Annotated in this window: 23 protein-coding genes and 1 tRNA gene; 13 read left to right on the top strand and 11 right to left on the bottom strand. The window is 59.5% G+C overall.

Annotated features, from left to right (window positions below; translation table 11 throughout):
• Positions 1-8 precede the first annotated feature (8 nt).
• Positions 9-725, top strand: coding sequence for an NUDIX hydrolase (locus tag RPB_RS16815; protein WP_011442212.1), 717 nt, complete (start codon positions 9-11; stop codon positions 723-725).
• Positions 726-974: 249 nt separating this feature from the next.
• On the opposite strand, the gene bioB is transcribed toward RPB_RS16815, so the two are convergent.
• A complete protein-coding gene (gene bioB / locus RPB_RS16810) occupies positions 975-2036 on the bottom strand; it encodes a biotin synthase BioB (RefSeq protein WP_011442211.1) in 1062 nt (353 codons plus the stop codon).
• 494 nt (positions 2037-2530) lie between these two features.
• Here bioB and RPB_RS16805 point away from each other — a divergent pair, with 494 nt between their 5' ends.
• The 9 genes from RPB_RS16805 to RPB_RS24240 all read left to right on the top strand — a co-directional run bounded on the left by RPB_RS16805 (position 2531) and on the right by RPB_RS24240 (position 11520).
• The gene (locus tag RPB_RS16805) at positions 2531-4105 is read left to right on the top strand and encodes a 2-isopropylmalate synthase (protein WP_011442210.1); all 1575 of its coding nucleotides are present in this window, start codon (positions 2531-2533) and stop codon (positions 4103-4105) included.
• Between the two features lie 195 nt (positions 4106-4300).
• Complete coding sequence (locus RPB_RS16800; RefSeq protein ID WP_011442209.1) at positions 4301-5299, top strand: TRAP transporter substrate-binding protein; 999 nt, start codon at positions 4301-4303, stop codon at positions 5297-5299.
• A gap of 85 nt (positions 5300-5384) precedes the next feature.
• The gene (locus RPB_RS16795; RefSeq protein WP_011442208.1) at positions 5385-5945 is read left to right on the top strand and encodes a TRAP transporter small permease; all 561 of its coding nucleotides are present in this window, start codon (positions 5385-5387) and stop codon (positions 5943-5945) included.
• Entirely contained in the window at positions 5942-7234 is a 1293-nt protein-coding gene (locus tag RPB_RS16790) for a TRAP transporter large permease (RefSeq protein ID WP_011442207.1), read from the top strand. The genes RPB_RS16795 and RPB_RS16790 overlap by 4 nt, the downstream gene beginning before the upstream one ends.
• 151 nt (positions 7235-7385) lie before the next feature.
• Positions 7386-8021 carry a Spy/CpxP family protein refolding chaperone gene (locus tag RPB_RS16785; RefSeq protein WP_011442206.1) on the top strand — a complete coding sequence of 212 codons (636 nt, stop codon included), beginning with the start codon at positions 7386-7388 and terminating at the stop codon, positions 8019-8021.
• A 166-nt stretch (positions 8022-8187) separates the two neighbouring features.
• A tRNA-Lys gene (locus RPB_RS16780) sits at positions 8188-8263 on the top strand.
• A 410-nt stretch (positions 8264-8673) separates the two neighbouring features.
• On the top strand, positions 8674-9990 hold the full coding sequence (locus tag RPB_RS24245; protein WP_011442205.1) for a DNA cytosine methyltransferase: 1317 nt from the start codon (positions 8674-8676) through the stop codon (positions 9988-9990).
• Positions 9990-11087, top strand: a complete 1098-nt coding sequence (locus tag RPB_RS16770) for a hypothetical protein (RefSeq protein WP_011442204.1) — start codon at positions 9990-9992, stop codon at positions 11085-11087. Before RPB_RS24245 ends, RPB_RS16770 begins: the two co-directional genes overlap by 1 nt.
• Positions 11088-11097: 10 nt before the next feature.
• Positions 11098-11520 (top strand): very short patch repair endonuclease, encoded by a 423-nt coding sequence (locus RPB_RS24240; protein WP_011442203.1) that lies wholly within the window; start codon positions 11098-11100, stop codon positions 11518-11520.
• 1058 nt (positions 11521-12578) lie between these two features.
• Here RPB_RS24240 and RPB_RS24685 read toward each other — a convergent pair.
• Positions 12579-12749 carry a hypothetical protein gene (locus RPB_RS24685; RefSeq protein ID WP_157038849.1) on the bottom strand — a complete coding sequence of 57 codons (171 nt, stop codon included), beginning with the start codon at positions 12747-12749 and terminating at the stop codon, positions 12579-12581.
• 131 nt (positions 12750-12880) lie between these two features.
• Positions 12881-13063 carry a hypothetical protein gene (locus RPB_RS25280; protein ID WP_198135120.1) on the bottom strand — a complete coding sequence of 61 codons (183 nt, stop codon included), beginning with the start codon at positions 13061-13063 and terminating at the stop codon, positions 12881-12883.
• Positions 13064-13297: 234 nt separating this feature from the next.
• Between RPB_RS25280 and RPB_RS16755 the strand changes: the two genes are divergently transcribed.
• The gene (locus tag RPB_RS16755; RefSeq protein ID WP_011442201.1) at positions 13298-14020 is read left to right on the top strand and encodes a helix-turn-helix transcriptional regulator; all 723 of its coding nucleotides are present in this window, start codon (positions 13298-13300) and stop codon (positions 14018-14020) included.
• An 85-nt stretch (positions 14021-14105) separates the two neighbouring features.
• Entirely contained in the window at positions 14106-14738 is a 633-nt protein-coding gene (locus RPB_RS16750; RefSeq protein WP_011442200.1) for an acyl-homoserine-lactone synthase, read from the top strand.
• 20 nt (positions 14739-14758) lie between these two features.
• Here the strand turns inward: RPB_RS16750 and RPB_RS24680 are convergent, their stop codons facing one another.
• Positions 14759-14926, bottom strand: a complete 168-nt coding sequence (locus RPB_RS24680) for a hypothetical protein (protein WP_157038848.1) — start codon at positions 14924-14926, stop codon at positions 14759-14761.
• A gap of 26 nt (positions 14927-14952) precedes the next feature.
• On the opposite strand from RPB_RS24680, the gene RPB_RS24675 reads away from it, so the two are divergent.
• A complete protein-coding gene (locus RPB_RS24675) occupies positions 14953-15126 on the top strand; it encodes a hypothetical protein (RefSeq protein ID WP_157038847.1) in 174 nt (57 codons plus the stop codon).
• A gap of 153 nt (positions 15127-15279) precedes the next feature.
• On the opposite strand, the gene RPB_RS16745 is transcribed toward RPB_RS24675, so the two are convergent.
• The 7 genes from RPB_RS16745 to RPB_RS16715 form a co-directional block, all read right to left on the bottom strand.
• Positions 15280-15756, bottom strand: coding sequence for a thermonuclease family protein (locus tag RPB_RS16745; protein WP_011442199.1), 477 nt, complete (start codon positions 15754-15756; stop codon positions 15280-15282).
• Positions 15756-15974 (bottom strand): hypothetical protein, encoded by a 219-nt coding sequence (locus RPB_RS16740; protein ID WP_041798305.1) that lies wholly within the window; start codon positions 15972-15974, stop codon positions 15756-15758. The genes RPB_RS16745 and RPB_RS16740 overlap by 1 nt, the downstream gene beginning before the upstream one ends.
• Positions 15975-16135: 161 nt before the next feature.
• Positions 16136-17275 (bottom strand): transcriptional regulator, encoded by a 1140-nt coding sequence (locus RPB_RS16735; protein ID WP_011442198.1) that lies wholly within the window; start codon positions 17273-17275, stop codon positions 16136-16138.
• Positions 17272-17730 (bottom strand): transcriptional regulator, encoded by a 459-nt coding sequence (locus tag RPB_RS16730; RefSeq protein ID WP_011442197.1) that lies wholly within the window; start codon positions 17728-17730, stop codon positions 17272-17274. Before RPB_RS16730 ends, RPB_RS16735 begins: the two co-directional genes overlap by 4 nt.
• The gene (locus RPB_RS16725) at positions 17727-20720 is read right to left on the bottom strand and encodes a hypothetical protein (RefSeq protein ID WP_157038846.1); all 2994 of its coding nucleotides are present in this window, start codon (positions 20718-20720) and stop codon (positions 17727-17729) included. The genes RPB_RS16730 and RPB_RS16725 overlap by 4 nt, the downstream gene beginning before the upstream one ends.
• Before the next feature lie 295 nt (positions 20721-21015).
• Positions 21016-23622 (bottom strand): phage tail tape measure protein, encoded by a 2607-nt coding sequence (locus RPB_RS16720; RefSeq protein WP_245258246.1) that lies wholly within the window; start codon positions 23620-23622, stop codon positions 21016-21018.
• Positions 23598-24410, bottom strand: a complete 813-nt coding sequence (locus RPB_RS16715; protein WP_011442194.1) for a mucin-associated surface protein (MASP) — start codon at positions 24408-24410, stop codon at positions 23598-23600. Before RPB_RS16715 ends, RPB_RS16720 begins: the two co-directional genes overlap by 25 nt.
• Positions 24411-24452: the final 42 nt, after the last annotated feature.

Here is a 24452-nt window from a genome sequence, read left to right as displayed (position 1 = left end):
GCGTCCCCATGAGCGCGTCCGCGCCGGTCACGATCCATCGTGTGACGCAACTCGACCTGTGGGTCGACGACCATGTGTGGCCGTTCGCACAAACGCACCGGACGAAGATCGATGGCTATTTCGCGGCGCGGCAGCTCGAGCAGCCGAAGCTGTGGAACGGCCGCGTGCTGATGGGGCGTCGACCGCGCTTCGAAGGCGGCCGCTTCAGCGCCGACTATTTCGAGACCGACTTCGCCAGCTTCCTGTGCTGGCGCGAATGGGAGTTTCCCGATCTGTCGGTGTTCAACGGCTTCGGGATGGGGGTGATCCGCTCGAGCGACGGCGCCATCGTGCTCGGCGAGATGGGCGCCCACACCGCCAATGCCGGCAAGGTGTATTTCGCCGGCGGCACGCCCGACCCGTCCGATGTCCGCGGCAAGCGTCTCGATATTCCCGCCAGCGTCGCGCGCGAGGTCGAGGAGGAGACCGGGCTGCGGCGCTCGGATTATCGCGCGGCCGATCATTGGCACTGCGTCGAGGCCGGCCCCTACGTCGCGATGCTGCGCCTGCTGGATGTCTATCTGCCGGCCGAGGCGCTGCAGGGCCGGATCGAGGCGCATCTGGCGCGCGACGCGTTGCCGGAGTTCAGCCGGGTGCATCTGGTGCGGTCGGAGGCGGATTTTCTGCCGACGATGCCGCGCTTCGTCACCGCCTATCTCACCATGCTGCTCGACGGCGAGGATTGAGCAAAACTCTCCGTCATTGCGAGCGAAGCGAAGCAATCCAGAGGCACAGTGCTCGGCGCTGGATTGCTTCGTCGCTGCGCTCCTCGCAATGACGGGGAGAGGGCAGGCGTCGTTGAGACGCGAAGTAGCACTTGGCTCCGTCATGGCCGGGCTTGTCCCGGCCATCCACGTCTTGCCATAGGCTCAGTGCTCGCGTCCGTGGATGGCCGGGACGAAGCCCGGCCATGACGACCTTTGTGGGTCCGGGCCTCAGCTGTGGCTGTGGCCGTGATGATGGTCGTGGTGATCGTGATCGTGGTCGTGGCTGTGCGCCTCGACCGGGGCACCCTCGCGCGGGGTGATGCCGAGCCGGGCGAACAGCATGCGGTCCTTGCTGTCGCCGGGGTTCGGCGTGGTCAGCAGGGTGTCGCCGATGAAGATCGAATTGGCGCCGGCGAGGAAACACAGCGACTGCATCTCGTCGCTCATCGCGGTGCGGCCGGCGGCCAGCCGCACGTCCGACTTCGGCATCATGATCCGCGCCAGCGCGATGGTGCGGACGAACTCGAACGGATCGACCGGCTTGGCGGTCTTGGCGATCGGCGTGCCCTCGATCGGGATCAGCATGTTGATCGGCACGCTCTCCGGATGCTGCGGCAGGTTGGCGAGCGTGCGCAGCATCTCGACGCGGTCGGTCGGCTTCTCACCAAGGCCGAGAATGCCGCCGCAGCACACCTTGATGCCGGCGTCCTGCACCGTGGCGAGGGTGTCGAGCCGGTCGCCGAAGCTGCGGGACTTGACCACGGAGGAGTAGAACTCCTCGGAGGTGTCGATGTTGTGGTTGTAGTAATCGAGGCCGGCGTCGGCGAGTTGCTGCGCCTGATCGTCCGTCAGCATGCCGAGCGTCATGCAGGCTTCCATGCCGAGCGCCTTGACGCCCTTCACCATCTCGATCACCGGCGCCATGTCGCGATCCTTCGGCGATCGCCACGCCGCGCCCATGCAATAGCGGGTGGCACCTGCGTCGCGAGCCGCCTTGGCGCCTTCGATGACCTTCTTGGGGTCCATCAGCTTGGAGGCGGGCAGGGCGGTGTCGTGATGCGCTGACTGGCTGCAATAGCCGCAATCCTCGGCGCAGCCGCCGGTCTTGACGTTGAGCAGCTGATTGCACTGCACCTCGTTGGCGTCGAAGCTCTGGCGGTGGATGGTCTGCGCCCGGAAGATCAGGTCGGCGAACGGCAGGTTGTAAATCGCGGCGGCCTGTTCGCGTGTCCAGTCGTGGCGAAGGGTGGGGGTGGCGGCGGCCAGTGAGGCCAGATCAATCGAGTTCAACGTCGTACTCCAATGCAGTCGTCTCCCGGCTCAAGAGCCTTACGGCGTTTCAATCCGGGAAGGAACCGCTTACCGCGCGAAGAGGGCTAGGCCAAAGGTAGGTCAGTGTCTCTGTCGCTTTATCGTCGGTTGCAGCCAGAATTTGCCGTTGCGAAGCTGTGTCGAGGTCGTCTAGAACGATACTGGTTCGGTCCATCGGTTTCTTGCGTCAACCGTCTCTCAAGGGTTTTCGCCGACGATAAGGACCTGAAGGTGCAGGGAATGACGAAGCGCGGAAGCAGAATGGAGTTGGCGGGGACGGCGATTGCCGGTTCCGACGCGATTCCGGCTGCGGCGATTTCGGCAGAGTTTTCGTCCCCCCTCGCGCTTGGCGGGCTGCTTCTGCTTATTTGCCCCTGAGGGCCGTCTGGGCGTTTGCGCCTGGGCACTCAGGGGTCCGCACGAACGCCAGCCCTTCATGCGCCCGACGGCGCCCCGACCAAAGGAATTCTCTCATGACCACGACTCCGAAGTCCGAGCAGGACCGCGTCATCATTTTCGACACCACCTTGCGCGACGGCGAGCAGTGCCCCGGCGCCACCATGACGTTCGAGGAGAAGCTGAACGTCGCCAGGATGCTCGACGACATGGGCGTCGACGTCATCGAGGCCGGTTATCCGTTTGCTTCCGACGGTGACTTCGAGGCGGTGCACGAGATCGCCAAGCGCTCGAAGAATTCGGTGATCTGCGGATTGTCGCGCGCGTCGCACAAGGACATCGACCGCTGCGCCGAGGCGATCAAGCCGGCCGAGCGCGGCCGCATCCACACCTTCCTGTCCACCTCGCCGGTGCACATGAAGTACAAGCTGCAGATGGAAGCAGCCCAGGTCTACGAGATGGTGATCTCGTCGGTGACCCGCGCCCGCAACCACACCGACGACGTCGAGTGGTCGGCCGAGGACGCCACCCGCACCGAGTTCGATTTCCTGTGCCGCTGCATTGAGGCCGCGATCAAGGCCGGCGCCACCACCATCAACCTGCCGGACACGGTCGGCTACGCGGTGCCGGAGGAATATCGCGAGATGTTCCGCAAGGTGCGCGAGACGGTGCCGAATTCCGACAAGGCGCGGTTCTCGGTGCACTGCCACAACGACCTCGGCATGGCGGTGGCCAATTCGATGGCCGGCGTCGCCGGCGGCGCGCGGCAGATCGAGTGCACCATCAACGGCATCGGCGAGCGCGCCGGCAACGCCGCGCTGGAAGAACTGGTGATGGCGATGCGGGTCCGGCAGGACAAATTGCCGTACTGGAACAACATCGAAACCACGATGCTGACCCACGCCTCCAAGACGGTGTCGGCCGCGACTTCGTTCCCGGTGCAGTACAACAAGGCGATCGTCGGCCGCAACGCGTTCGCGCACGAGAGCGGCATCCATCAGGACGGCATGATCAAGAATGCCCAGACCTACGAGATCATGACGCCGGAGACGGTCGGCGTGAAGGGCACCTCGCTGGTGATGGGCAAGCATTCCGGCCGCGCCGGACTGATCCACAAGCTGGAAGAGCTGGGCTACAAGCTGTCGCGCAACCAGATCGAGGACGTGTTCGTGCGGTTCAAGGCTTTGGCCGACCGCAAGAAGGACGTCTACGACGAGGACATCGAGGCGCTGGTCGACGAGCAGTTGCTGCACGGCCAGGATCAGATCAAGCTGAACTCGCTGACGGTGATCGCCGGCACCCACGGCCCGCAGCGCGCCACCATGAAGCTCGACGTCGACGGCCAGATTAGAATCGAGGAAGCCGAAGGCAACGGCCCGGTCGACGCGGTGTTCAACTGCATCAAGGCGCTGGTGCCGCACGACGCCAAGCTGGAGTTGTATCAGGTTCACGCCGTTACCGAAGGTACCGATGCGCAGGCCGAAGTCTCGGTCCGGCTGTCGCACGAGGGCCGCTCGATGACCGCGCGCGCCGCCGATCCGGATACGCTGGTGGCGTCGGCCAAGGCCTATCTGGGCGCGCTCAACAAGATCGTCGCCAAGCGCCAGCGCGACGTCCGGGAGGCAGTGCCCGCGGTCGCGGCGGCCGGCTGAGCCGCCTTCATCACGCGATCACGAAGCCGGGGGCGGTGCATATTGCGCCGCCCTCTTTTGCGTTGCAGCAACTTTTTGCCGCGCCCCTGCTAAAGGGGCAATAGCCTTTCGTAGCGCTTCTCTATATTGGTGCGGCTGGTAGTCGAATGAAGGAGGGGCGCCGGGGCGCATTCCTCGAACGATTTGGGAGAGAACATGCGTAAATCGATATTCGTAGTTGCATCGATCGCAGCGCTCGCGCTGGTCGGCCCGGCCGCGGCGCAGCAGCCGATCGTCGTCAAATTCAGCCACGTGGTGGCGGACAATACGCCGAAGGGTCAGGCCGCGATCAAGTTCAAGGAACTGGCGGAGAAGTACACCAACGGCAAGGTGAAGGTCGAAGTCTATCCGAACTCGCAACTGTTCGGCGACGCCAAGGAAATGGAAGCGGTCGCGCTCGGCGACGTGCAGTTCATCGCGCCGTCGCTGTCGAAGTTCGACAAGTTCACCAAGCAGATTCAGGTGTTCGATCTGCCGTTCCTGTTCAACGACATCGCCGCGGTCGATCGTTTCCAGGCCGGAAAGCAGGGGCAGGCTCTGCTGCGCTCGATGGAATCGAAGAACTTCCTGGGCCTCGCCTACTGGCACAACGGCATGAAGCAGATCTCGGCCAATAGGCCGCTGCTGAAGCCGGAAGACGCCAAGGGTCTGAAGTTCCGCATCCAGGCGTCGGACATTCTCGCCGCGCAGTTCCAGGGCTTGAACGCCACCCCGCAGAAGCTCGCCTTCTCGGAAGTCTATCAGGCGCTGCAGGTCGGCACCGTCGACGGCCAGGAGAACACCTGGTCGAACATCTTCTCGCAGAAATTCTACGAAGTGCAGAAGGACATCACCGAGTCTGATCACGGCGTGATCGACTACATGGTCGTGGTCAACGCCAAGTGGTGGAACGGCCTGTCGAAGGATCTGCAGGACGCGATGAAGAAGGCGATGGACGAGGCCACCAAGGTCAACAACGACGTCGCCGGCAAGCTCAACGACGAGGCCAAGCAGAAGATCGCGTCCTCCGGCGCCAGCAAGATCCATCAGCTGACGCCCGAGCAGCGCAAGCAGTGGGTCGAAGCGATGAAGCCGGTCTGGGCCAAGTTCGAAAGCGCGATCGGCAAGGACCTGATCGACGCGGCAGTGGCGTCGAACGACACGAAGACCAACTGAGCAAACAGGACCAGTTGATTGATCGAACGACGGCGGTCGCGGATTCCCGCGGCCGCCGTTGTGACGACCTAGGGGGAGGAAGCCGGTGACGCTGCGGGTGATGTTCCATCACATCGAGGAGGCGCTGATCGCCTTGATTCTCGGCGTGATGACGCTTTTGACATTCGTGCAGGTCGTCCTGCGCTACGGCTTCAACTCCGGCTTCATCTGGGCGCTGGAGGCGAATTTCTATCTGTTCGCCTGGCTGGTGATGATCGGCATCGCCTATTGCGTCCGCGTCCGGGCCCATATCGGGGTCGACGCGGCCGTCAACCTGCTGCCCGCGGGCGGCCGGCGCGTCGTCGGCCTGATCGTGGTGGCGCTGGCGCTGCTCTATGCCGGCCTGATGATCTACGGCTCCTACGAGTACATCAACCGCTTGATGATCATCGACGTCGAGGCCGAAGACATTCCGGTCAAGCGCTGGATCCTCAGCATCTGCCTGCCGATCGGCTTCGCCGCGCTGTTCATCCGCCTGCTCGAAATGGGATGGCGGATCGTCACCGGCCAGTCCGGCGGCTACGAATTGGCCGACGAGGCCCGCGAGGCGGTGGAACATCACCTGCCGAATCACCCGGAACCCGACGCCACGACGGTGCAGCGATGAACACCATCTTCCTGTTCGCGACGCTGTTCGCGTTGCTCGGCATCGGCATGCCGATCGCGATGTCGCTCGGCCTGTCGTCGATCCTGACGATCCTGCTGTTCCAGAACGACAGCCTGGCCTCGCTGGTGCTGAAGTTCTTCCAGACCACCGAGCAGTTCACGCTGCTGGCGATTCCGTTCTTCATTCTGGCCGGCAATTTTCTCACCACCGGTGGCGTCGCCAAGCGGATGATCAATTTCGCGATCGCCGCGGTCGGCCATCTGCCGGGCGGCCTCGCGATCGCCTCGGTGCTGGCCTGCATGCTGTTCGCCGCGGTGTCGGGTTCGTCGCCGGCCACCGTGGTCGCGATCGGTTCGATCGTGATCGCCGGCATGGTCAAGGTCGGTTACACTCAGGCCTTCGCCACCGGCGTGATCGTCAATGCCGGCACCCTCGGCATTCTGATCCCGCCTTCGATCGTCATGGTGGTGTTCGCCGCGGCCACCGAATCGTCGGTCGGGCGGCTGTTCATCGCCGGCATCATTCCCGGCCTGCTGCTCGGCCTCGCGCTGATGGTGGCGATCTATGTCACGGCGCGGATCAAGAAGCTGCCGCGGCAGCCGAAGGCGTCCTGGGGCGAGCGGCTGTCGCTGTTCGGCCAGGCCTCGTGGGGGCTGTTGCTGATCCTGATCGTGATGGGCGGCATCTATGGCGGCATCTTCACGCCGACCGAGGCGGCCGCCGTGGCCGCGGTCTATGCCTTCGTCGCCGCGGTGTTCATCTATCGCGACCTCAAGATCGTCGAGGTGCCGCGGGTGCTGCTGGATTCCGGGCGGGTCTCGGTGATGCTGATGTTCATCATCTGCAATGCCTTCCTGTTCGCCCACGTCCTGACCACGGCGCAGATTCCGCAGGACATCGCCCGGCTGATCACCGACGCGCAGTTGCAGCCCTGGCACTTCCTGCTGATCGTCAACATCATCCTGCTGGTCGCCGGCAATTTCATGGATCCGACCGCGATCGTGCTGATCACCGCGCCGATCCTGTTCCCGACCGCGATGCAACTCGGCATCGATCCGATTCATCTCGGTATCATCTATGTGGTGAACATGGAGATCGGGCTGGTGACGCCACCTGTCGGGCTCAACCTGTTCGTCGCCTCGGGTATTACCGGCATGCCACTCACCAAGGTGGTGCGCGCGGCGGCGCCCTGGCTGCTGGTGCTGCTCGCTTTCCTGGTTCTCATCACCTATGTGCCGGTGATCTCCACCTTCCTGCCCAATCTCGTGTTCGGTCCGGCACTCAAGTAGCCGGGTGACAGAATGTTGCGATTGTTGCAGAACGCGGTCGATGTGTTTCCGGCAGATTACATCTTGGTCATCAGCGGCATTCTGTCGAAACCGTAAGTTGATCGGGCGCCCGCCCGATCACATCTTCAGGGCAGCTTTGAAGGAGGCTTCCATGAAGAAGGTTCTGTTCGCCGGCGCCACCGCTTTGGTCCTCGCCGGGACGTCCGCCGCCTACGCGCAGCAGCGCGGCTGGTTCGATCATCATCCCGAGCATCGCGCTGATCGTTCTTGGGCCAGCGCGGAGGACCGCGCCGCCTTCGCCGATGCGCGGATTGCCGCGGTGAGGGCAGGGCTGAAACTGACGCCGGACCAGGAGAAAATGTGGCCGCCGCTGGAGACCGCGGTGAAGGAATTCGCCAAGCTGCGGATCGACCGCGCCGAGGCGCGGATGAAGGCGCGCGACGACGACCGCGACAGCCGCGGTCCGGCCGACCCGGTGGCGCGGCTGCGCGACCGCGCCGACGGCATGGCCGCCACCGCGGCGGCGATGAAGAAGATCGCCGATGCGGCCGACCCGCTCTACAAGTCGCTCGACGACGCCCAGAAGCGCAGGCTGAAGGCCCTGACCCGGTTCGAGGGCGCCCACGGCTGGGGCATGGGTCGGCACCACCACGAGCGATTCATGCGCGATCGCGACGATCGTGGCCCGCGCCGGGATCGCGACTGGGATCGTGGTCCCGGACCCCGTCCGGGCATGATGGACGATCGCGACGACCTCGACGACGGCCCGGGCCCGCGCCAGCTCTGATCGCGCCGACAGACCCATCGGCCGCGAAAACCGCCGGAGATCCGGCGGTTTTCTGCATTTCAAAAAGATCGATGCGGAGCGGGAAAAAGTCGTCCGGCTTGCTGGACATCCCGGGCCCGCTTTGCTAAACGCAGCCGTCCCGAACGGGAAATTCCGGATCGGCTCCGGGCGCATAGCTCAGTTGGTAGAGCAGCTGACTCTTAATCAGCGGGTCCCAGGTTCGAGCCCTGGTGCGCCCACCAAAAACCCAGTAAAAAAAACGTGTTACGATAGGTAAGAAGCTCGCCATTTGGCGAGCTTTACCATTCGTATTGCTGGGGGACACTTGGGGGGACACTGATTTGGGGGCGCCGGTCGTTTACTCCCAGTGCCTCCGTTGAATCAGGGGATTCACTACGGCCCTATTTGTTCGTGACCACCATGTGGCGCCGAACCTTGGTGCGTTTCCGCCGCCAGCAATTCGGAGTCTTGGTCCACGGCCGCCATCTGGCTTGGGATTGTCAAACCCGGGTTTGTGGTAGTTCTATTCATTCATTGGCCTGTTTTCTGATTCTGTAGAGGGCGTATGTCGAGGGGAGTCGTGTTGGACATGCGCTGCGCAGAACCGAAAAAGCGCGAAGCCCCCGCTGCCGCACGAGCGCTGGCTAAGAGTGTGCCTCAAGTCCCGTTCAGTGTTGTGGATTTATTCTGTGGGGCTGGGGGCCTTTCTCAAGGCTTCCGAGATGCCGGCTTTAGGGTTGTGGCAGGCTCTGACAATGATCCGGACGCCATGGCGACCTACAGGGCAAATTTCCCTGAGGCTGCCGGCATCACTGGGGACATCCGGTCTGCCCCTATCAAGGAGCAACTTCTAGAGGCAGCGAGGCGCGCCACGGTGTTGATCGGGGGGCCGCCCTGCCAAGCATTCTCTCAGGTTCGCAATCACACCCGGATGATTGACGATCCTCGGAACTCGCTCTACCGAGAGTTTGTCGACGTTCTCAAACAATCTTTGCCACCCGCTTTTCTTATTGAGAACGTTACGGGCATGGACCAGATGGGCGTTCGTGATCAAATCGCGTCCGACCTGTCCCTTGATGGCGAATATACCGTACTTCCGCAAGTTGTGGACGCTGCCGATTTCGGCGTTCCGCAGACTCGAAAGCGCTTGCTCTTCGTCGGAGTGCGATCTCGCAGCCGAATGTCACCGCCCATCCTTATGGGGGCGGGAGCCACTGATGCCTTTGCACTTGAGCGAGTCAGCGCTGGAGGGCGCGCTCGTTATCGAGTGGTGTTTAAAGAAAGCGCTTGGGGTGAGCGCGCAAGTGCGATTCTTGCTGATCCCGACAATCTATCGGTTGTGAGTGCCGCAGACGCTATTGGTGATCTTGCCTGCCTACCTCTCGGCAACCGTCAAGATATCATCCCGTACAGCGATCTGCCTGACGCGCAAAGTGCTTACCAACGCCTCATGCGCAAAGGAGGCAAGGCTACGCTCTCTAATGTTCAAGTGCCTCGCATCAATGAAGATACTAAGCTGCGGCTGGGCGGCATCCCGCCGGGCGGAAATTATCGCGATCTGCGAGCAGGGTTGCAAGAGAGATATATAACGGGGCAACGGTGGGGGCAGGATAACGGCTCCGGAATGCTATCTAGAAAGCATTTTTATGCCTACCGTCGCCTTCATCCCGATTTGTGGGCCTGGACGCTCAATACAAAGGGCGATGCCGTGTATCACTACAATAAGCTTCGAGCTTTGTCGGTCCGCGAGTTCGCTCGGCTTCAGTCCTTTCCAGATCGCTTCGTATTCACGACCGATCAGCGTCGCGGGAAAATTGAAGGACGGCACGACGGCGGTCCTGCTCACTCCAGATACCGCCAAGTTGGAAACGCCGTTCCGCCCCTGCTTGCGCGTGCAGTTGCAGAAAGTCTGATCGCGCAGCTCAAGTTGCTTGATTTCACCGATCGAAGCCTCGTTGCGGCAGAGTAATGTCTGACCAAGCTGCTCAAGAGAAGGTCTCAGCCAAGACCAGCTCAATCAACTCAGCATTCGGTGCCAAGAACCGCGCACGCCTCATAAATGCGTACTTCGATGAAATGGGCGGAGACGAGATTCCGGCGGAATGCGCATGGGAACACGTATACCGGCTTCTGCTTTGGGTGGATCAGACGACGGGGCTCGGTCATTGTTACGAAAGCGACAAGAGCCAGCCCGGCAAACGCTGGTATTCACGTTCGCTTGCATTTCATGATTGGGTGTCGGCAGCTTTCGGTGCGCCGCCAGCCGAGCTTGCGCGGCACATCGATTGGCTATTCATGCGAGCTGCAGAAGATTTGGCGGCTCACGTACTCAAGAGAGCGAAAAGCGTCGCATCAAGAGCGGAACTGCAGAGAAAACCATACGAGGGACGAGATTTCCCTAAGCCCGGTGAAGACCCGGAGCTAATCGTCATATTTAAAGAGGTTCTTGGTCCGCATCTCGGTTCCGAGCCTACCCCGGAGGCTTGGAACCTTTTGGTTCAGCGCGTGCGGCAGTACCTTGCGCTCGATAACAAACGCAAGAACCTAGTTGGCGAGGGGTTTGAGGATGTCATTGCTCAAGTGATCCGGCGAACCTGTCCGCGCGCTGATATGGAAGTATTTGCTCGGCGGGCGCTTCATGAGCTACCTGGATTCAATCGCGTAAGGTCTGGTGACAAACCCAACAAGGTGGACGTAGCAGTGATCCGTCCATCAAAAAGGGTCCTTGTCACTGCGAAGTGGAGCGTTCGTGCCGATCGTGAAAAGCAGTTCATTACGGACTTCACGGATTACGTTAATGCTGAGTCGATGCGTCAACCATTCGAGTATGTGTTTGTAACTAACGAGTTCGATCCGGCTCGGCTCGTCCGCGCATGTGAGCAGCTTGTCGGAAATACTGCGATGTTCACCCATGTAGTGCACATCAGCACTGATGCACTTAAGGCGACGTACAAGCCTGCCGACACGGACCAGAAGGAAGCTTCGTCCGTCGAGAGAGTCCTGCAGCACATTGAGGAGGGGCGTTTGATCAGCCTGCAGAAGTGGCTCGATAAAATCGCAGGATAGCAGCTAGTACATGGGAATTAGTCGCAGCGAGAACATGCGGCGCATCCGCAGCAAAGATACCGCACCGGAGATGGTCGTGCGCCGTTTAGTGCATGGCATGGGATACCGCTACCGTCTGCATCGCAAGGACATTCCGGGCAAACCCGATCTCGCTCTTCTCAGCCGCAAAAAAGCAATCCTCGTTCATGGTTGTTTCTGGCATCAGCACCCGGGATGCCGGGAGGGGCGGCCGCCCAAATCTAACCGCGAGTATTGGCTTCCAAAGCTAAAACGCAACCAAGATCGCGACAGGGCTGCGCTTGTGAACCTTGCCGATTTGGGCTGGCGGGTGCTTGTGGTTTGGGAATGCGAAACGAAAGATGCCGTTGTCTTGCGAGAGAGGCTGGAGACGTTTTTGGAGCAGCCAGAACGTGTCCATCCATTCGCTGGCTAGGAATGACTTCTGGGGCTTTATCGCCTTGTGGCAGCGGCGTGCCGACTTTGTCTTATTGGCATCCGTCAACCTCAATCCAATCCGGCCAAGGCTGTCATCATTGAACGAACCGATCGGATCGTGGAGTCGCAGCCGCCTTTCCGAGTTATTCCGGACTTTCAACTCCGTCGCCGGGGGGCGGTCAGCCCAAGGTCGGCGAGGTGCGGCAAGCGTCAGCTTATCGTTCTCAACGGCTTTGAGCATGGTTGCGCCTGCGCCGACCGCATCGGGCGGCCTTGATCGCGGTCGCATGATCGCCGACTTTCCCATCGGAGCAAATATCCTACCACAGATCTGATCAATTTTTGCTCGGCATTCCCATCGTGCACATCATGTCGAATTGTTTACTATCAACTGTAGTGGTGACGTACTGCCAAGGAGCTAAATTTTTCTCTTTGCAGTAATCGTGCACTTGGGCTCGGGCCTGCATATCCCGTCTGGCCGAAGCTTCTAGCTCTGCCTTGTACTCCGACGTCTTGAACCTCGCATATGGATCGGGGCTTAAGAGGACCTTCAAGAAGAGTGGGCCAAGCAATAGGCAGAAAAAGACCAGTGCGAAGACGAGAAAAGGACGCGGGTTCCGCGACGCGGCGTCGGCGTACCAGAAGGTGAGAAAATTGAACACTGGCGGTCCCCACTCAATGTCGTTCAATCAATGCCGTTCGATGAGTATCACCTAAGTGTGAAAACAGCTTTTTCTCAGTTAGGCGCAATTCATTAAGAGTCTAATCGATTAAGTTGCAGGTCTCCGACGCCGTGATTGCCTTTTTCGAATCGATTGAGCAGCAATATCCGTTTCGGCTTTGGCATCCACTTAGAGACCCAAATGTATGGTCCCGGCAGACGATGCAGCCCCGCTCAGTCTTAGGTCACCTCGTTATCGGAGCGAGCTATCACGAACAATCACTGCACAGAGAATTAGATGGGGAGCCGGTGATGCGGCTTTCTTTAACCGCCAGCGTGAACCCTCTGATCTATTGAGCTTGGGGTATAACAGTAAACAAGAGTTTCGTTAGGTTTCATGCGGGCCTTGGCCGCCCCTTGTTCCGGCGGCGCACCTGCTCGTCGGCTTCTAGTTTTGCCATGGATAGCAAGTAGCTGACCATCTCGTATCCGGAGCGATCGGTTGCGATGATGGCCTGTTCGAGCAGTGCGAGGAGCGCATCCAGATCATCGGGGGGGTGCGGCACAGCAATTTCCCTTCTCTGCCAATCTATCTCTCTCGAATGCTGTCTTGATAGCAGCATAGGCAGAGCCCCGGAAGACGGCCGCTTGGTTATCGACTGGGCCTAAAGGGCTGGGATTCGGTTCGGCCACCCACTTAGCGCTCATCGCCAAGGTGATCGAGCGGATAGGGCGTGATCTCACGCTTTGCGGTCAGTTTTATCAACCGCACGGGCGGCCGGTAGCGCGGCGTCGCGCAGAATCGGCGGCGCAGTCCGGCCTCTAGCGCCCACACCGGGCTGTTCGACGGCCGGCGGATAGCCGACAATGGCAGGCTCACGCGTTTCCTACATCGGAGGCATTCGACCTCCAGCCACCCCATCCCGCCATTGAGGCATTGCCCGATCGTTGGAGAGGGTTGCGCTGAACCGCCGAAGCCACCATCCGAACTGACCACTCGGCGGCTGCGGCATGGCCTGCGCGTTTAGCGCAGTGGCACTCCCAGCGTCGCAGTCTGGTTGCGCAATTGCCGCGACTTGACCTAGGATTGCGTCGATCGGCGAGGGCGGCACAGATGTCTCGCGGCGCTCTAGAAGATACTCTTACTTTCGTAGCTGCGCTGGACCGGGCGAACACGCCGGACATCGTCGCCGACAAGCTGCTCGGCGTCGTCCGACCGTTTGGCTATTCGCAAGTGTTGGCGGGCATCATTCCGACGCCAAGGACTTCTGTGAAGCAGCAAATCGCTAACGTCGTGCTGCATCGTTGGCCTTTGCGCTGGAGCGAGCGCTACTTCTCCCGGGGGTACCTTTTCGAAGATCCTACCATTCGACGCGTCTCGACTTCTTCCGAGCCGTTTGTGTGGTCAGAGTTGCAGGTCGGTCCCGACGCTCGCGCGAACGAAATCATGAGAGAAGCCGGTGAGTTTGGGTTGGGCTGCGGCTTCACGGTTCCTATGATCACGTTGGATGGGCAGTCGGCGGGGCTGTCGATAGCGGGAGACCGTGCAGAGCTTCCGCCGTCGCATCGCGGTATGGTTCAGCTTGTCGCAATGTATGCCTTCCTGCGCTCCCTCAAGCTCGGCGAGAAGCCCACCCCGGCCATCACTCTGACCAAGCGGGAAGCCGATGTCCTGCACTGGATCGCGGAGGGCAAAACAGACTGGGAAATCTCGAAAATTCTTCGCGTCTCCGAGCACCTAGTGGACAAGATGGCGCGCCAAATTAGAACGAAGCTAGGCGCCGTTAACCGGATACAGGCTGTGGCACTTGCTATGAGATCAGGGATAATTCGTTGATTTGTCAAGGTACGGAAAGCCGTACTAGCTGAATCAGGAGCTTCACCAGATCATCTCCCCGCACAAATCAGAAGGGGAGAGTGCAATGATCCACCTCGTCACAGCAGAAAATGCTGCTGCGTATCACGAATTGATGGAGCAAGCGTTCCGGCTACGGCATGCGGTGTTTGTCGACGAATTGGGCTGGCACGACCTAAAGCGCGAAGATGGACGTGACGTCGATCAATTCGACGACGGCCGCGCGCTGCATATGCTGTACGTCGAGAACGGTCGCGTGCTCGGCTATCAACGTATGTTGCCTTCACTTCGCCCGCACCTGCTATCGGACGTACTGCGGCATTTGTGCGATGGCGATCTTCCGGTCGGGCCGCAGATTTGGGAATGGACACGCTATTGCGTCGCACCAGGCTGCCGGGATCGTGGCCGAATGCTGAGTCCGGTTGGCAACATGCTACTATCGGCGATTGTCGAGTGGGGTCTCGAAAGCGGCGTTTCCGAGATCATCATCGAAATGAATCCGATCTGGCTGCTGCGGCTGGTGCAGCTCCACTTCAGGGTGACGCCGCTTGGCATCCCGCAGAAGGTCGGGAAAGACGACGTCGTCGCCGTGACGGCCGCATTCGATCGTAGGACGCTGAATCGCCTTCGCGAAATGCGAGGTGACGAGCGAGAGGTGATTGTGTCGCGCCCGATATCGACTAGGCGGCTGCTCGCCTGACCGATGCCTAAGATCTGTAGTCAGTTCGATTTCTCAGCTTGACGGTCGACCGCATCCTGAGCAGCGGCAATGATCTTCAGCCGCTCCTCGCGATCCGTAATTTGAATGAAAAGCCGGGTGAGCCGCAGACCGTCGGCGACTATTTCGTCATCGCGGCCCCCGGCTTGATACCGTTTCAAATTGTCCATTATCCAAATCCTATCGGGTGGGTATCATGAGCACCAGAGACGATGATTTCGAGCAGCTATGCGATAGACTTGCGACCTGCATCGAGCAATGTCAGGCGCTGCATCTCGATCACGCAGTCTACCTCCTTAAGATGGTCGCCATGGAAATTGCGGACCCGCACAACGACCTCGCGGAAATAGAGGATTCCGCCGAAAGCTAAAGAGCGCTCGTACTTACACTAATTTCCAAAATAGAACACGCAAAAGTTGTGCACCGGGGTAGGCCCGGCTCTAGCATAGCCGCACTGCCACTGACGGACGGCGTGCTGGCCGTCGCCGTGGCGTGCGGTGAGCGGAAAGACGGTTGGGGAGGGCTACGGCTTCTCCGCCTGCGGGGCTCTCTGCGGCTGCCGCCACTGATTGGGCGTTCGCGGACAGCTCGTCGGGCCGCACATGAACGGCACGGCCAGCCCCTCCCGGATCAGTACGGTCCCGACTTCCACGCCGTCGGCCTTCAGCATCCCGCAGCGGCGGCCGAAGTTGCAGGCCATCGTTCCTTCTGTGCCGGGTCTACATGCGCAAGGCACGACCGTGTAGTCCAGCTTGCCGCCGCGCAGTATCTCGCGCAAACGGGCGGTAGCGCGGCCGCCAAGCTCCCGCTCCGCTTCGTTCTTGGCTCGGCGTGTCTCGGGAGCGTTGAAGCCGACAAGCCTATGATCCGGCTTCTGCCGGTCGATGCGGATCGTATCCCCGTCAATGACTCGGATTCTGGCTCCGTCGATAGGCTCCGCATGCGTCGCAGCGAGCGGGATAAGGCAAGTCAAAATCAAGGTCATGGCACGCAGTGTCATCAAGTCCCTCTAACACTAACGCATTCAACCGCCTCGATCGTCAGCCTTTGGTCGGCGTCGCAGCCGTACATCAGCATCGCCCTCGTCGGATCATGGGCAGCTTCGGTTGCGCTGCTGATCGTCACCTTGCCGCCAGCTTCCTTCGCCATCAACCAAATGAGGCGATCACTGTGGCGGAGCAGTTCTAGCAGCGCTTCATGCTCGGTGTCGTCCACCATTGGCTCCTCCGGTTGCGACAGTGTTTCAACGTATAATCAATCACTCGCGTTCGATCGCGAGGCTGCAGGTCGCGGTACATATCGGTCGCCCCCAAGCGGGACACCGATCTTTCAGAGAGGCCGGGATAGCGCGCGCCGAAGGTGCATACCTGTCAGACCCGCTAACGGAGAGCCCGGATTGCGTCCAAGACGAACTGAGCGGACACGTGGCACCCATATTTGTGGAGACTATCTCCCTTTGCAGTATCCGCCATATCAACAACGACCTTGGCACTGAATGAATGAATGGACTGACCGGACAGCTCAACGGCGCGATGAAAGCCAAATACCTCCATGTCCAAGCCGGCCACCTTCCGGTGCTGGTCTCGGACGTACTCCAGCCGTCTACCGTCTGCAATGACAGCCGAGCCCGTGGCGAACGGAGCCAATTTTGGTGCTGATATGTGCGTGGGTCTAACGTCACCTGAATAATTACGTTCAAGCCTGGCAACTAGCGACTCAGCCTCAAGGAGCTTGCTCAATGTAAGTCGAGTCGCCTGCGGGATACTCACTTGATAGGGTTCCGATTCGAATGCATCGTCCAGCCACTTACCAGATTGATATTCCCAAACAACATCGGCTGCCAAAAGTTGTCCCATTGTCGCATTTGGAGCAACACCAGCGCAGATCCCGCTCATAGCAACGGCATTTGGGGAATATGACTCAAGGGCGCGCGCCACCGTAACAGCGGCGTTGATTAGGCCCATCCGGGGGAGAAGAATTGCCGCACCGGGCCTTCCATCAATGTCAAATTCCAGCAAATCCAATCCAATGCGTTGCGTACTCTCCACACGCGATTGCATCAATGCGAGGTATGCATCGCGTTCTGCCTTGATAGATGTGAAGATTAGAAACTCGTATCGACCCTTCTCTTTGGCCTGCGCGATAAAGATGTCGAGCGCTTGCAACCACACGTGACGCTCGTTGTAGTCATAGATGATACATCCTCGGGCGGCGAATGCCTGGCGTTGCTGGTCCGCTTCTCCCGGAAATGCAGTAATGGCAAGCACCGGAATCCGCTGCATGCCGGAGAAGTCGAGCATCTGGAGAAGTTCACCGCCAGCGCTCCGGCAGTCACCGCCACGAACTCCGGGCATAAGGAGGTCAATGATGCAGAGGTCAATTTGTGCACGACAAATCTCCACAAATTGCGCGACGTTGTCGACGCGTCTGATCCCGGAGGCGCGGACTCCCTTTTCAACCAAAACCGAATTGATGTCGCTCCATTTGTCATCGTTGTCTTCAAAGACGACCACTCTCATTGTGCTTTCCTGACCAACGTGTCGAATGCCGTCTCCCAATCAGGGCTCTTATATGAATACAACACAGCGCCGAGAACGTTCTGTTTGTATTTTTTGGAAAGAACCCGCGCTGCGCTCGTAAGTCGAACCCTAGTTCCGCTCACGATAATGTCGGGATATTGGGTGACGATGATGATCGTGCTGCTGACGCCGGCTGCGAAAAGGGCCCGCAATACTTCTATGCCTCCTACCGCTTGGGCGTCGCCGCCTCCGCTTCCTTCACTAGAAATGTCCGAAAAAGTGGGTAGTGCCATATCCACGATGATCAATGAGAAGTGGCCTTCCGTCACATGAAGCACGGCGTGTCGCACGCCGCTCACCGTTGTCAAGTCGTGTTTCGCGATACCAAGTTTGTAGAGTCGAGCCGTCAAGTCATTGGCCTTGTGCTCCTCGTCCTCAACTAGCAATACTTTCATACATCTGGCCTTTCGAGATCAGCTAATTCGACCGCAAGTGTGAAGAAGACAGAGCAGGTGTCGGCATCAATAGTGTATCCGGCATTCGAATAGTTGTCGCCAGTTCGTGTTATATACCGTAGCTTTTTAATTCCTGAATATCCTTCAGTTACCATGGCTGACTCTGGATCTCCATATCCGAAGCTCTCTGCCAATCGCGCTATGTGTTTTGACCTGTCGCTTGTGCTGGAGAAACGAGAGGAAACGGTGGCCTTGAGGTGGCCGACGCTCTCGAAGGCCATGGCCTCCTGTGAGACCTGAATTGTTATGAGGCCGTTCTCTTGTCCGTGAGTAAGCGCATTGTGAAGAATAACGAAGAGGCAATCGTACATTCGGTGGACGGATAGACCATCGATTTCCAGGTCGAGAGCGTCACCGGACCACTCGACCGTTGGTGTGCCAAATAAGTTACTATCTGTGGCCTCGACAAGAACGAGTTCGCAGAGTTGACGAGTGCGTGCGCTCACAAAGCCATCCTCGGGTTGTCGAAACCAACTACCGAGTCGCATGAAGCGTTCGTGGACTAGCGCTCTGAGTTGTTGTCGGTATCGTCGCTGGAGATCGTCGGAATCGAAATGAAAGAAATGCTGTTCGATTTCTCTCGTGGCCTCTTTCACGAGGTCGATGGAAATCATGCGTGAGGCAGTTTGAAGCTGAGGGTTAATCTCTTGCCAGCAGAAGCGTATAAGCAGGTCGTTCATCAATAACGGATTGCGTCCATTCAATAGCATGTTTCGAAGGGATGCGATGGCGAGGTTGGTATTGTCGTCGCGCTTCAGAGTTGAGTTGAAGATTCCCAATGGCTTTGCGTCGGACCGAAACTGCAGTAGATCCTTCCGCAAGTGCTCAATCGTTCGGTGATAAGAAGCAACCCATCGCTTGTTGGCGTCAACAAAAGCGCTATCATATGTTAGCAAATCATAAGTGGGTGACTCGATTAGGTCGTCGATGCCGCCTCGCATCATCCCGCTCATAGTGTTGTGGCGAATGCGCCGACCAAGGTACGACTCAATCCCGAACTGCTTGTTTGTGCAGAACTGCTCAAACGCGGCTTTTCCGGCTTCGACTAAGACGTAGTCGAGATCGCTCCACTCCGTGATTACTAGTTTTCCGCTGGTTGATGTTGACAGGAATGTCAACGAGCTGAACTCGTGCTCAATCATCTTTACGTATTGTTGAGCGTAGGTGCTGGGGTTTGCGACCAGCCACTCTTTCATCGCTGGGCCGTCGACATAGATGCGGCTGTCATCGAAGAACTTTCGAAGTTTTGCGACTTGGCGCCGCGCTTCGATTGCGTCAGCCTCTATCAGATGTGCGATCTGATTTCGTTGTTTTCCGACGGTGCGCAGTAGCGATTGTCTCGTGCGATCCGCTTCGTCTGCTGATCTGACTATCCAGTAGAGTTTCTGGAGTGTTGGTCTGTCGAGTATTGTTAGGAGGTAGTCGGCAATGGAGGGGGTATTCGGAAGTAGCCAAGCAATGAAGGCTTCGAGGCTCCCATTGAATTGAGTGATTACTGTATTGCAGAGCGAGTGGCGAAATTTGAAATCGATGTCATCGTCGCGACTTTTTGCTTTATGTAGTGCGAGCGCGAGAACGGTTATCAGTGGGCGTGAGTCGTCGTCCGATGATGCGTAGAGCATCTCGATCTCTGAGTCGCACAATAGTATGTCGAGGGCGACGGTATGTTCGCAGATGAATCGGAAGTCATGGGCGGACAGGGGTGAGTAGTTTCGTTGAGTGTTCAGGAACTGTAGGAATTGCACGGTTCGGAGGAATGTCCCGCAGCTCTGTACTCGTTCGTAGTCGGTGGGAGAAACGAAGCCTTGTGTAGCCTTGATGAGGTCTGGCATCTTGGTATGGAAGTGCGGCGAGGTGTCTGTGTCGACGGGTGGTGAGATGTCTTCCATCAATCGTGGTACAAGAATTGCGTCCACTGAACGACGGAAGATGGCGCAATCTTTGAACTCGCAAAAGGCGGCTGCGCGCTGGTAATATACCACGTCCGCGTCCATGCGAGCGACGTCCGAATACAGAGCGGATGGGTCGAACGGAATCGACAAGAACTCAAGAAAGAGGTGTGCAATAGACGGATCGAGAAGGGCGATGGTCTGGTCAAATAAGGCTGGCCAGAACGATCTGAGATGTGCGGTTATAGCGAGTGCGGCGAGTTCATCGACAAGAGAACTTGAGTGGGAGCGACGAAGAAGCGCGGCAAGATCAGTCCGAGAGAGCGGGGTCGGAACGAGTTCGTTCAAGGGGAGATATTGGCGATAGTCGTCTTCAACATACTTTTGAAAGAGGCGGACGCGGGTGGTCGCGGTGGAACAGTAGCTGGAGTCGGTTTCCATCAATTGAAGGGCAGAAAAGTATGGCTCGGGATAAGCGGATTGGTTGAACGCTTTTGCAATCCGTTGGAATGCTGACTGGAGTGTTGAGTCGTCAGCGTAGCGGGACATTAGGTATGCAGTCTTCCGCAGGATATAGAAGGATGAGCCGTACGACTCCGCGAACGCGGCGAGCGCTTCCATTGCAAGGGATGGTTGGTACTGCGGCAATCGCGCTAGTTCCGACATGTCGGCGAGGATGCGTCTGGCGTTGTCCGCCCAGCCGTTCACGTGACCGACAACAAAAGCGACCTCGGAGTCGGGTTCTGTCGCCAGCATCGTGTGCTTGATAATGAGGTTACGGTAGGTGCCTCCGAGCTGCGGCAACGGAAATGGGCCGTTTTGACCTAGGAGGAGAGTTGTTGCGAGGCAAAGGTCCCCCGGATCTGCTTGGCGACGGAGAGTGTTGATCGAAAGCGAGGGCGACGAATCGGTGTTCCTCGCGATGGCTCCCCGTACTAGGTTGCGGGAGCGTTGGTCGCGAATCGTTCTGATTGCCTTGTAAACGGCGGCCTTGGCTTTTGAGTTATCGCGGAATGTGCGGTAGGGCGTTCGGGATTTCAATGGGGGCCTCAATGTGGTGAATGTATGCGATAGTATTGTTGATGGTAATCATATTCGGCTTTCCAAACGTTCATAGGGGGCATTGCGATTTTGTGTTGAAGGTGCGGTTGCCGCACGCGGTATCGTCGGCGCTCGGAGAGTTGCCGGACCGATTGTCGAGCGTTTGTATGTGCTCAAAGAGGGTTGGAGTCTGAGCTGCGGTATTCCATTGGTGGTTTGTGTTGGTCTCGGTGGCCGCGGTATTTTAGCTGCTGAAGCGATTTGCTTTCGACAGTGTTCGGGCGAGGGACAGATTTCAGTCGCTCAACAGCCCCCTTTGCTCGCTTTCAAGATCTGCAAGCAGCCTCCGGAACCGGCCGTCAATTTGATCGGCAATAGCGCGGGGATTTTCGGCGCCATTGATGGTCCAATGGTTGGAAAACGAATACGTGCTCGTGCGGGTCGTGGTCGTCGAGCCCGCGGCCGCCGCTGCCCCGCTGGAGGTCATTTGCCGCAGAGCGCCGTTCGTCTCGATTCGGCCGGTCGCGCCGGGCACGAACAGTTCGGGGCCGCGCTCACCGACCAGGTACGGCTTGCCATAGGTCACGGGGCCGCCAAGCGCGCGAGCGCCAGCAATGGGCGGCGCGGCGCGAGGCGCATTCGGCAACGCCTTCGGAGCTGACCACAGATTACGGATGGCACCGCCGAGCGCCACAGCCTTCTCGATGACCGTGCCGAAGAAGCCAATCAGGCTCTTGATCCCGTCGATCACCGCGTTGACACCTTGAGCGACGGCGCCGCCCATGGTCTCTCCCCACGACTTCCATTTGGCGCCGGACTCGTCCAACGGGCCAAGCAACTTGCCCAGCCACCCGAAGGCGGACGCGAGGCCGTCGCCAATGCTCTTGATCACCCCGGCGGCCGGACCAAGTCCCTTCATGAACCCGTCGCCGAAACCAGCAAAGAAGCTCTTCAGGCCCTCCCAATTGTTGGCGATCCACGTCCCAAGCGCGGCCAAGGCGGTGACAAGGCCCGTGAAGACCAGCCCGACCGGGTTCAACAGCAGCGCGCCCATCGCGAGCCCGACGCCACGCAGGGCCACCAGCGGGAACGTCAGGACCGCGCGGCCGAAGGCGAGCAAGCCCGTGCCGATGGCGGCGAGGCCCGTGCCAGCGCCGCCGACCGCCGTCAGGGCCAAGAGGCCGGCGAGTGCTGCACGGGTCCGCGCCACGGCCGCCACAAGCCCCACAGAGAGTGCAGCGGTAAGCCCGACGATGCCACGCGCCGCCATGCCGATCGGTGCCAGCAACAGTGCCAGCCCCGTGCTGAGGCCTTTCAGCGCGAACACCCCGAGCCGGCCGATTGCGCCAAGAGCGAACATCAGCGGGCCCGCCGCAGCGGCAGCCGCAACAAAGCCGATGCCGAGTTTCAGAACGGCCGGATTGCTCCCGGCGATACCCTTCAACGATGCGCCGATGCGATCGAAGATGGTCACAAGTTCGGGCGTCACCGCCGAAACCAGCGTGTTCTTCAACTCGAAAACTGCCGAGTTCAATTTCAGGATTTCGGCCGGCAAGCCTTGGTTTGCGATTTTGTAGCGGGCCTCAGCGTATCCATCGGCTTCCCGTCCGATCTTTTCGATCACGTCTGAAAGCTTGTCGCCGCGCAGCAACGCCATGTAGCGGCTGATATGCCGGGCCTCCAAGATCTGCGCAATGTCGCCGGTGGTCGCCGCTCCGCTTTCCAGCTTGGCGCGCAAATCCTCAAAGAACCTGGTAATGTCGATCTTCGATCCGGCCGCCGTATATGCGGCGTTCACCGACTCGGCAATCTCATTCGCGTCAACAGCCGACGAACTGCCCATGCCGCTCTGCACAGCTTTGGTGATCGCGGCAACCTGCGCGCTCTGTCCACCGCCGGCCTTGATGATCGCGGCGATCTGCTTTTCGACGGATTTGGATACGTCAATGCCGCCGGCCTGTAAGCCACCGACGATGCCACCCGAGGTGATCGGCCGTGCCGACGTGTAGTCGCCAAGGTTCATTCCGATCCGCGACAGTGCGGCCATGCCGCCCTTCGGCATCTTGACCAGCCGGACAAGCGCGCTGCGCAGCGCCACGCCGGCCTCGCTGCCAAGCACGCCGGCCTGCGCGAATTTCATGATCAGGCCGGTGGTCTGATCAAGCGAGCTACCCGTGCTACTCGCAATGCCAGCGGCAAATTTGAATGACTCGGACATATCGCGCATCGAAGCGGTGGTTGAGACAGCCGCATACACCATGCGGTCGCTCACCACCTTAGAAGATGCCGACGCCTGTTCCAGCGTCTTGAACGGCAATTGAAACTGTACGATGCTCTTGCTGATCGCCGCGCCGAGATCGGCTGCCGCCATGTCACCAGACAGCGCCGACGCGGCAAGCACTTGTTCAAGTGAACCGCGCGCCTGCGCATAGGTGAAGCCGGCTTTGATCAGTTCGGTCGCAGTCTTCATGATGCCGGTCGCACCGCCGGCATCGTATTTTGCCGAGAAGCTCTGAGCGATCTTCTCAAGCTCAAGGCGCTGCTCTTTGGGGATGTCGCCAAGCGCCTCCGAAAAGTTTCCGGCCTTCGCAAAATCAGCAACGTCCTTGACCATGTTCGCGCCAAACCATGCGGCCGGGGCCGTCACGGCCAACGACATATCGCGGCCCTTCCGCTGCACCGCTGCCATACGTTTCGACGTGGCGTCCAGGTGCTTGTTTGCGGCAATGAACGGGGCGTTCAAGCGCGCGCCAATGCCGGCGAGCGAAGCGCTAAGTCCGCCGACTTGCGCCTTCGCCTGGCCGACAGCGGCGGCAAGGCTCGGGTTGAGCTTGCCGCCGATGTTCACGAATACAGAGAAGCCGGTTGCCACGTTGGTTACGCCTTCTTCGGCCGGGGCCAAATGAAATCCTGCCCGAGCAGCGCAGGCGGCAAGACGATTTCCGAGAGGGACGGGAGATACGTGCCGGGACGGAACGAAACCTTTTCCACGACGATCTCACGTTCTTCCAGATGGTAAGTCCCTTGCCGCCAGCCCTGCCGATCGAACGGGTCCGGCTGCCCGATGGGTACAACTTCGCCGTCAGGCCCGATGGTGGCCTTGCGGATCGTCTCCGCGCCGTTGTAGGGGTCGGTCAGCACCCACACCTTGCAACGTTCCTTGCGGACCGATTCCGGCCGGTCCGGCGCTTTTCGATGCAGCTTACTGTAGGAAGGAAGCGTCTCGTCATGACGGCCGCGCTTGCGCAATTCTGCGTTCACGTCCTCCACTTCGGAAGAGATCGACTCGAGCGCGGCGAGCGCCGCCGCCACCGCGGTGGCTGCCTTCTGATATTCGCGAAGGTGCTTAAGTGCATCCGTGTTCACAGCGGCGCGCGCCGCTTTGAAGCGCGCATCGAACGCCGCTTCCTCTGCGGCGCGTTCAGCCGCTGCCTCTGCGGCCTTCACGGTCGCGAGGTCGGCGCTCAGGTCGGTGATACGCGCGACCAGGCGAGCTTCCGCCCGCTTCAGTTCCGCTTGCTTGGCTTCGGCGGCGATATGCTGTTCGTCAGTGAACGTCGCCAAGCCGGCCATCGCGGCCTTGATCTTGCTTCGCACGGTGGCGAGTTCGGCTTCGGCCTTGGTGATGGCTTCTGCGATTTGCGCACTGGTAGCGGTTGCGCCGCCGAACAGGGTATTGAGGATGCCCATCTGTCATCGTCCTTGAGTTGTGGTTGTTGCTTGTTCGAGCGA

It is taken from the genome of Rhodopseudomonas palustris HaA2 (assembly GCF_000013365.1).
In the GTDB taxonomy this organism is placed as follows: Bacteria; Pseudomonadota; Alphaproteobacteria; order Rhizobiales; family Xanthobacteraceae; genus Rhodopseudomonas; species Rhodopseudomonas palustris_J.
The sequence above is the reverse complement of the archived record's forward strand: the minus strand, read 5'-3'. Positions and strand labels throughout refer to the sequence as shown.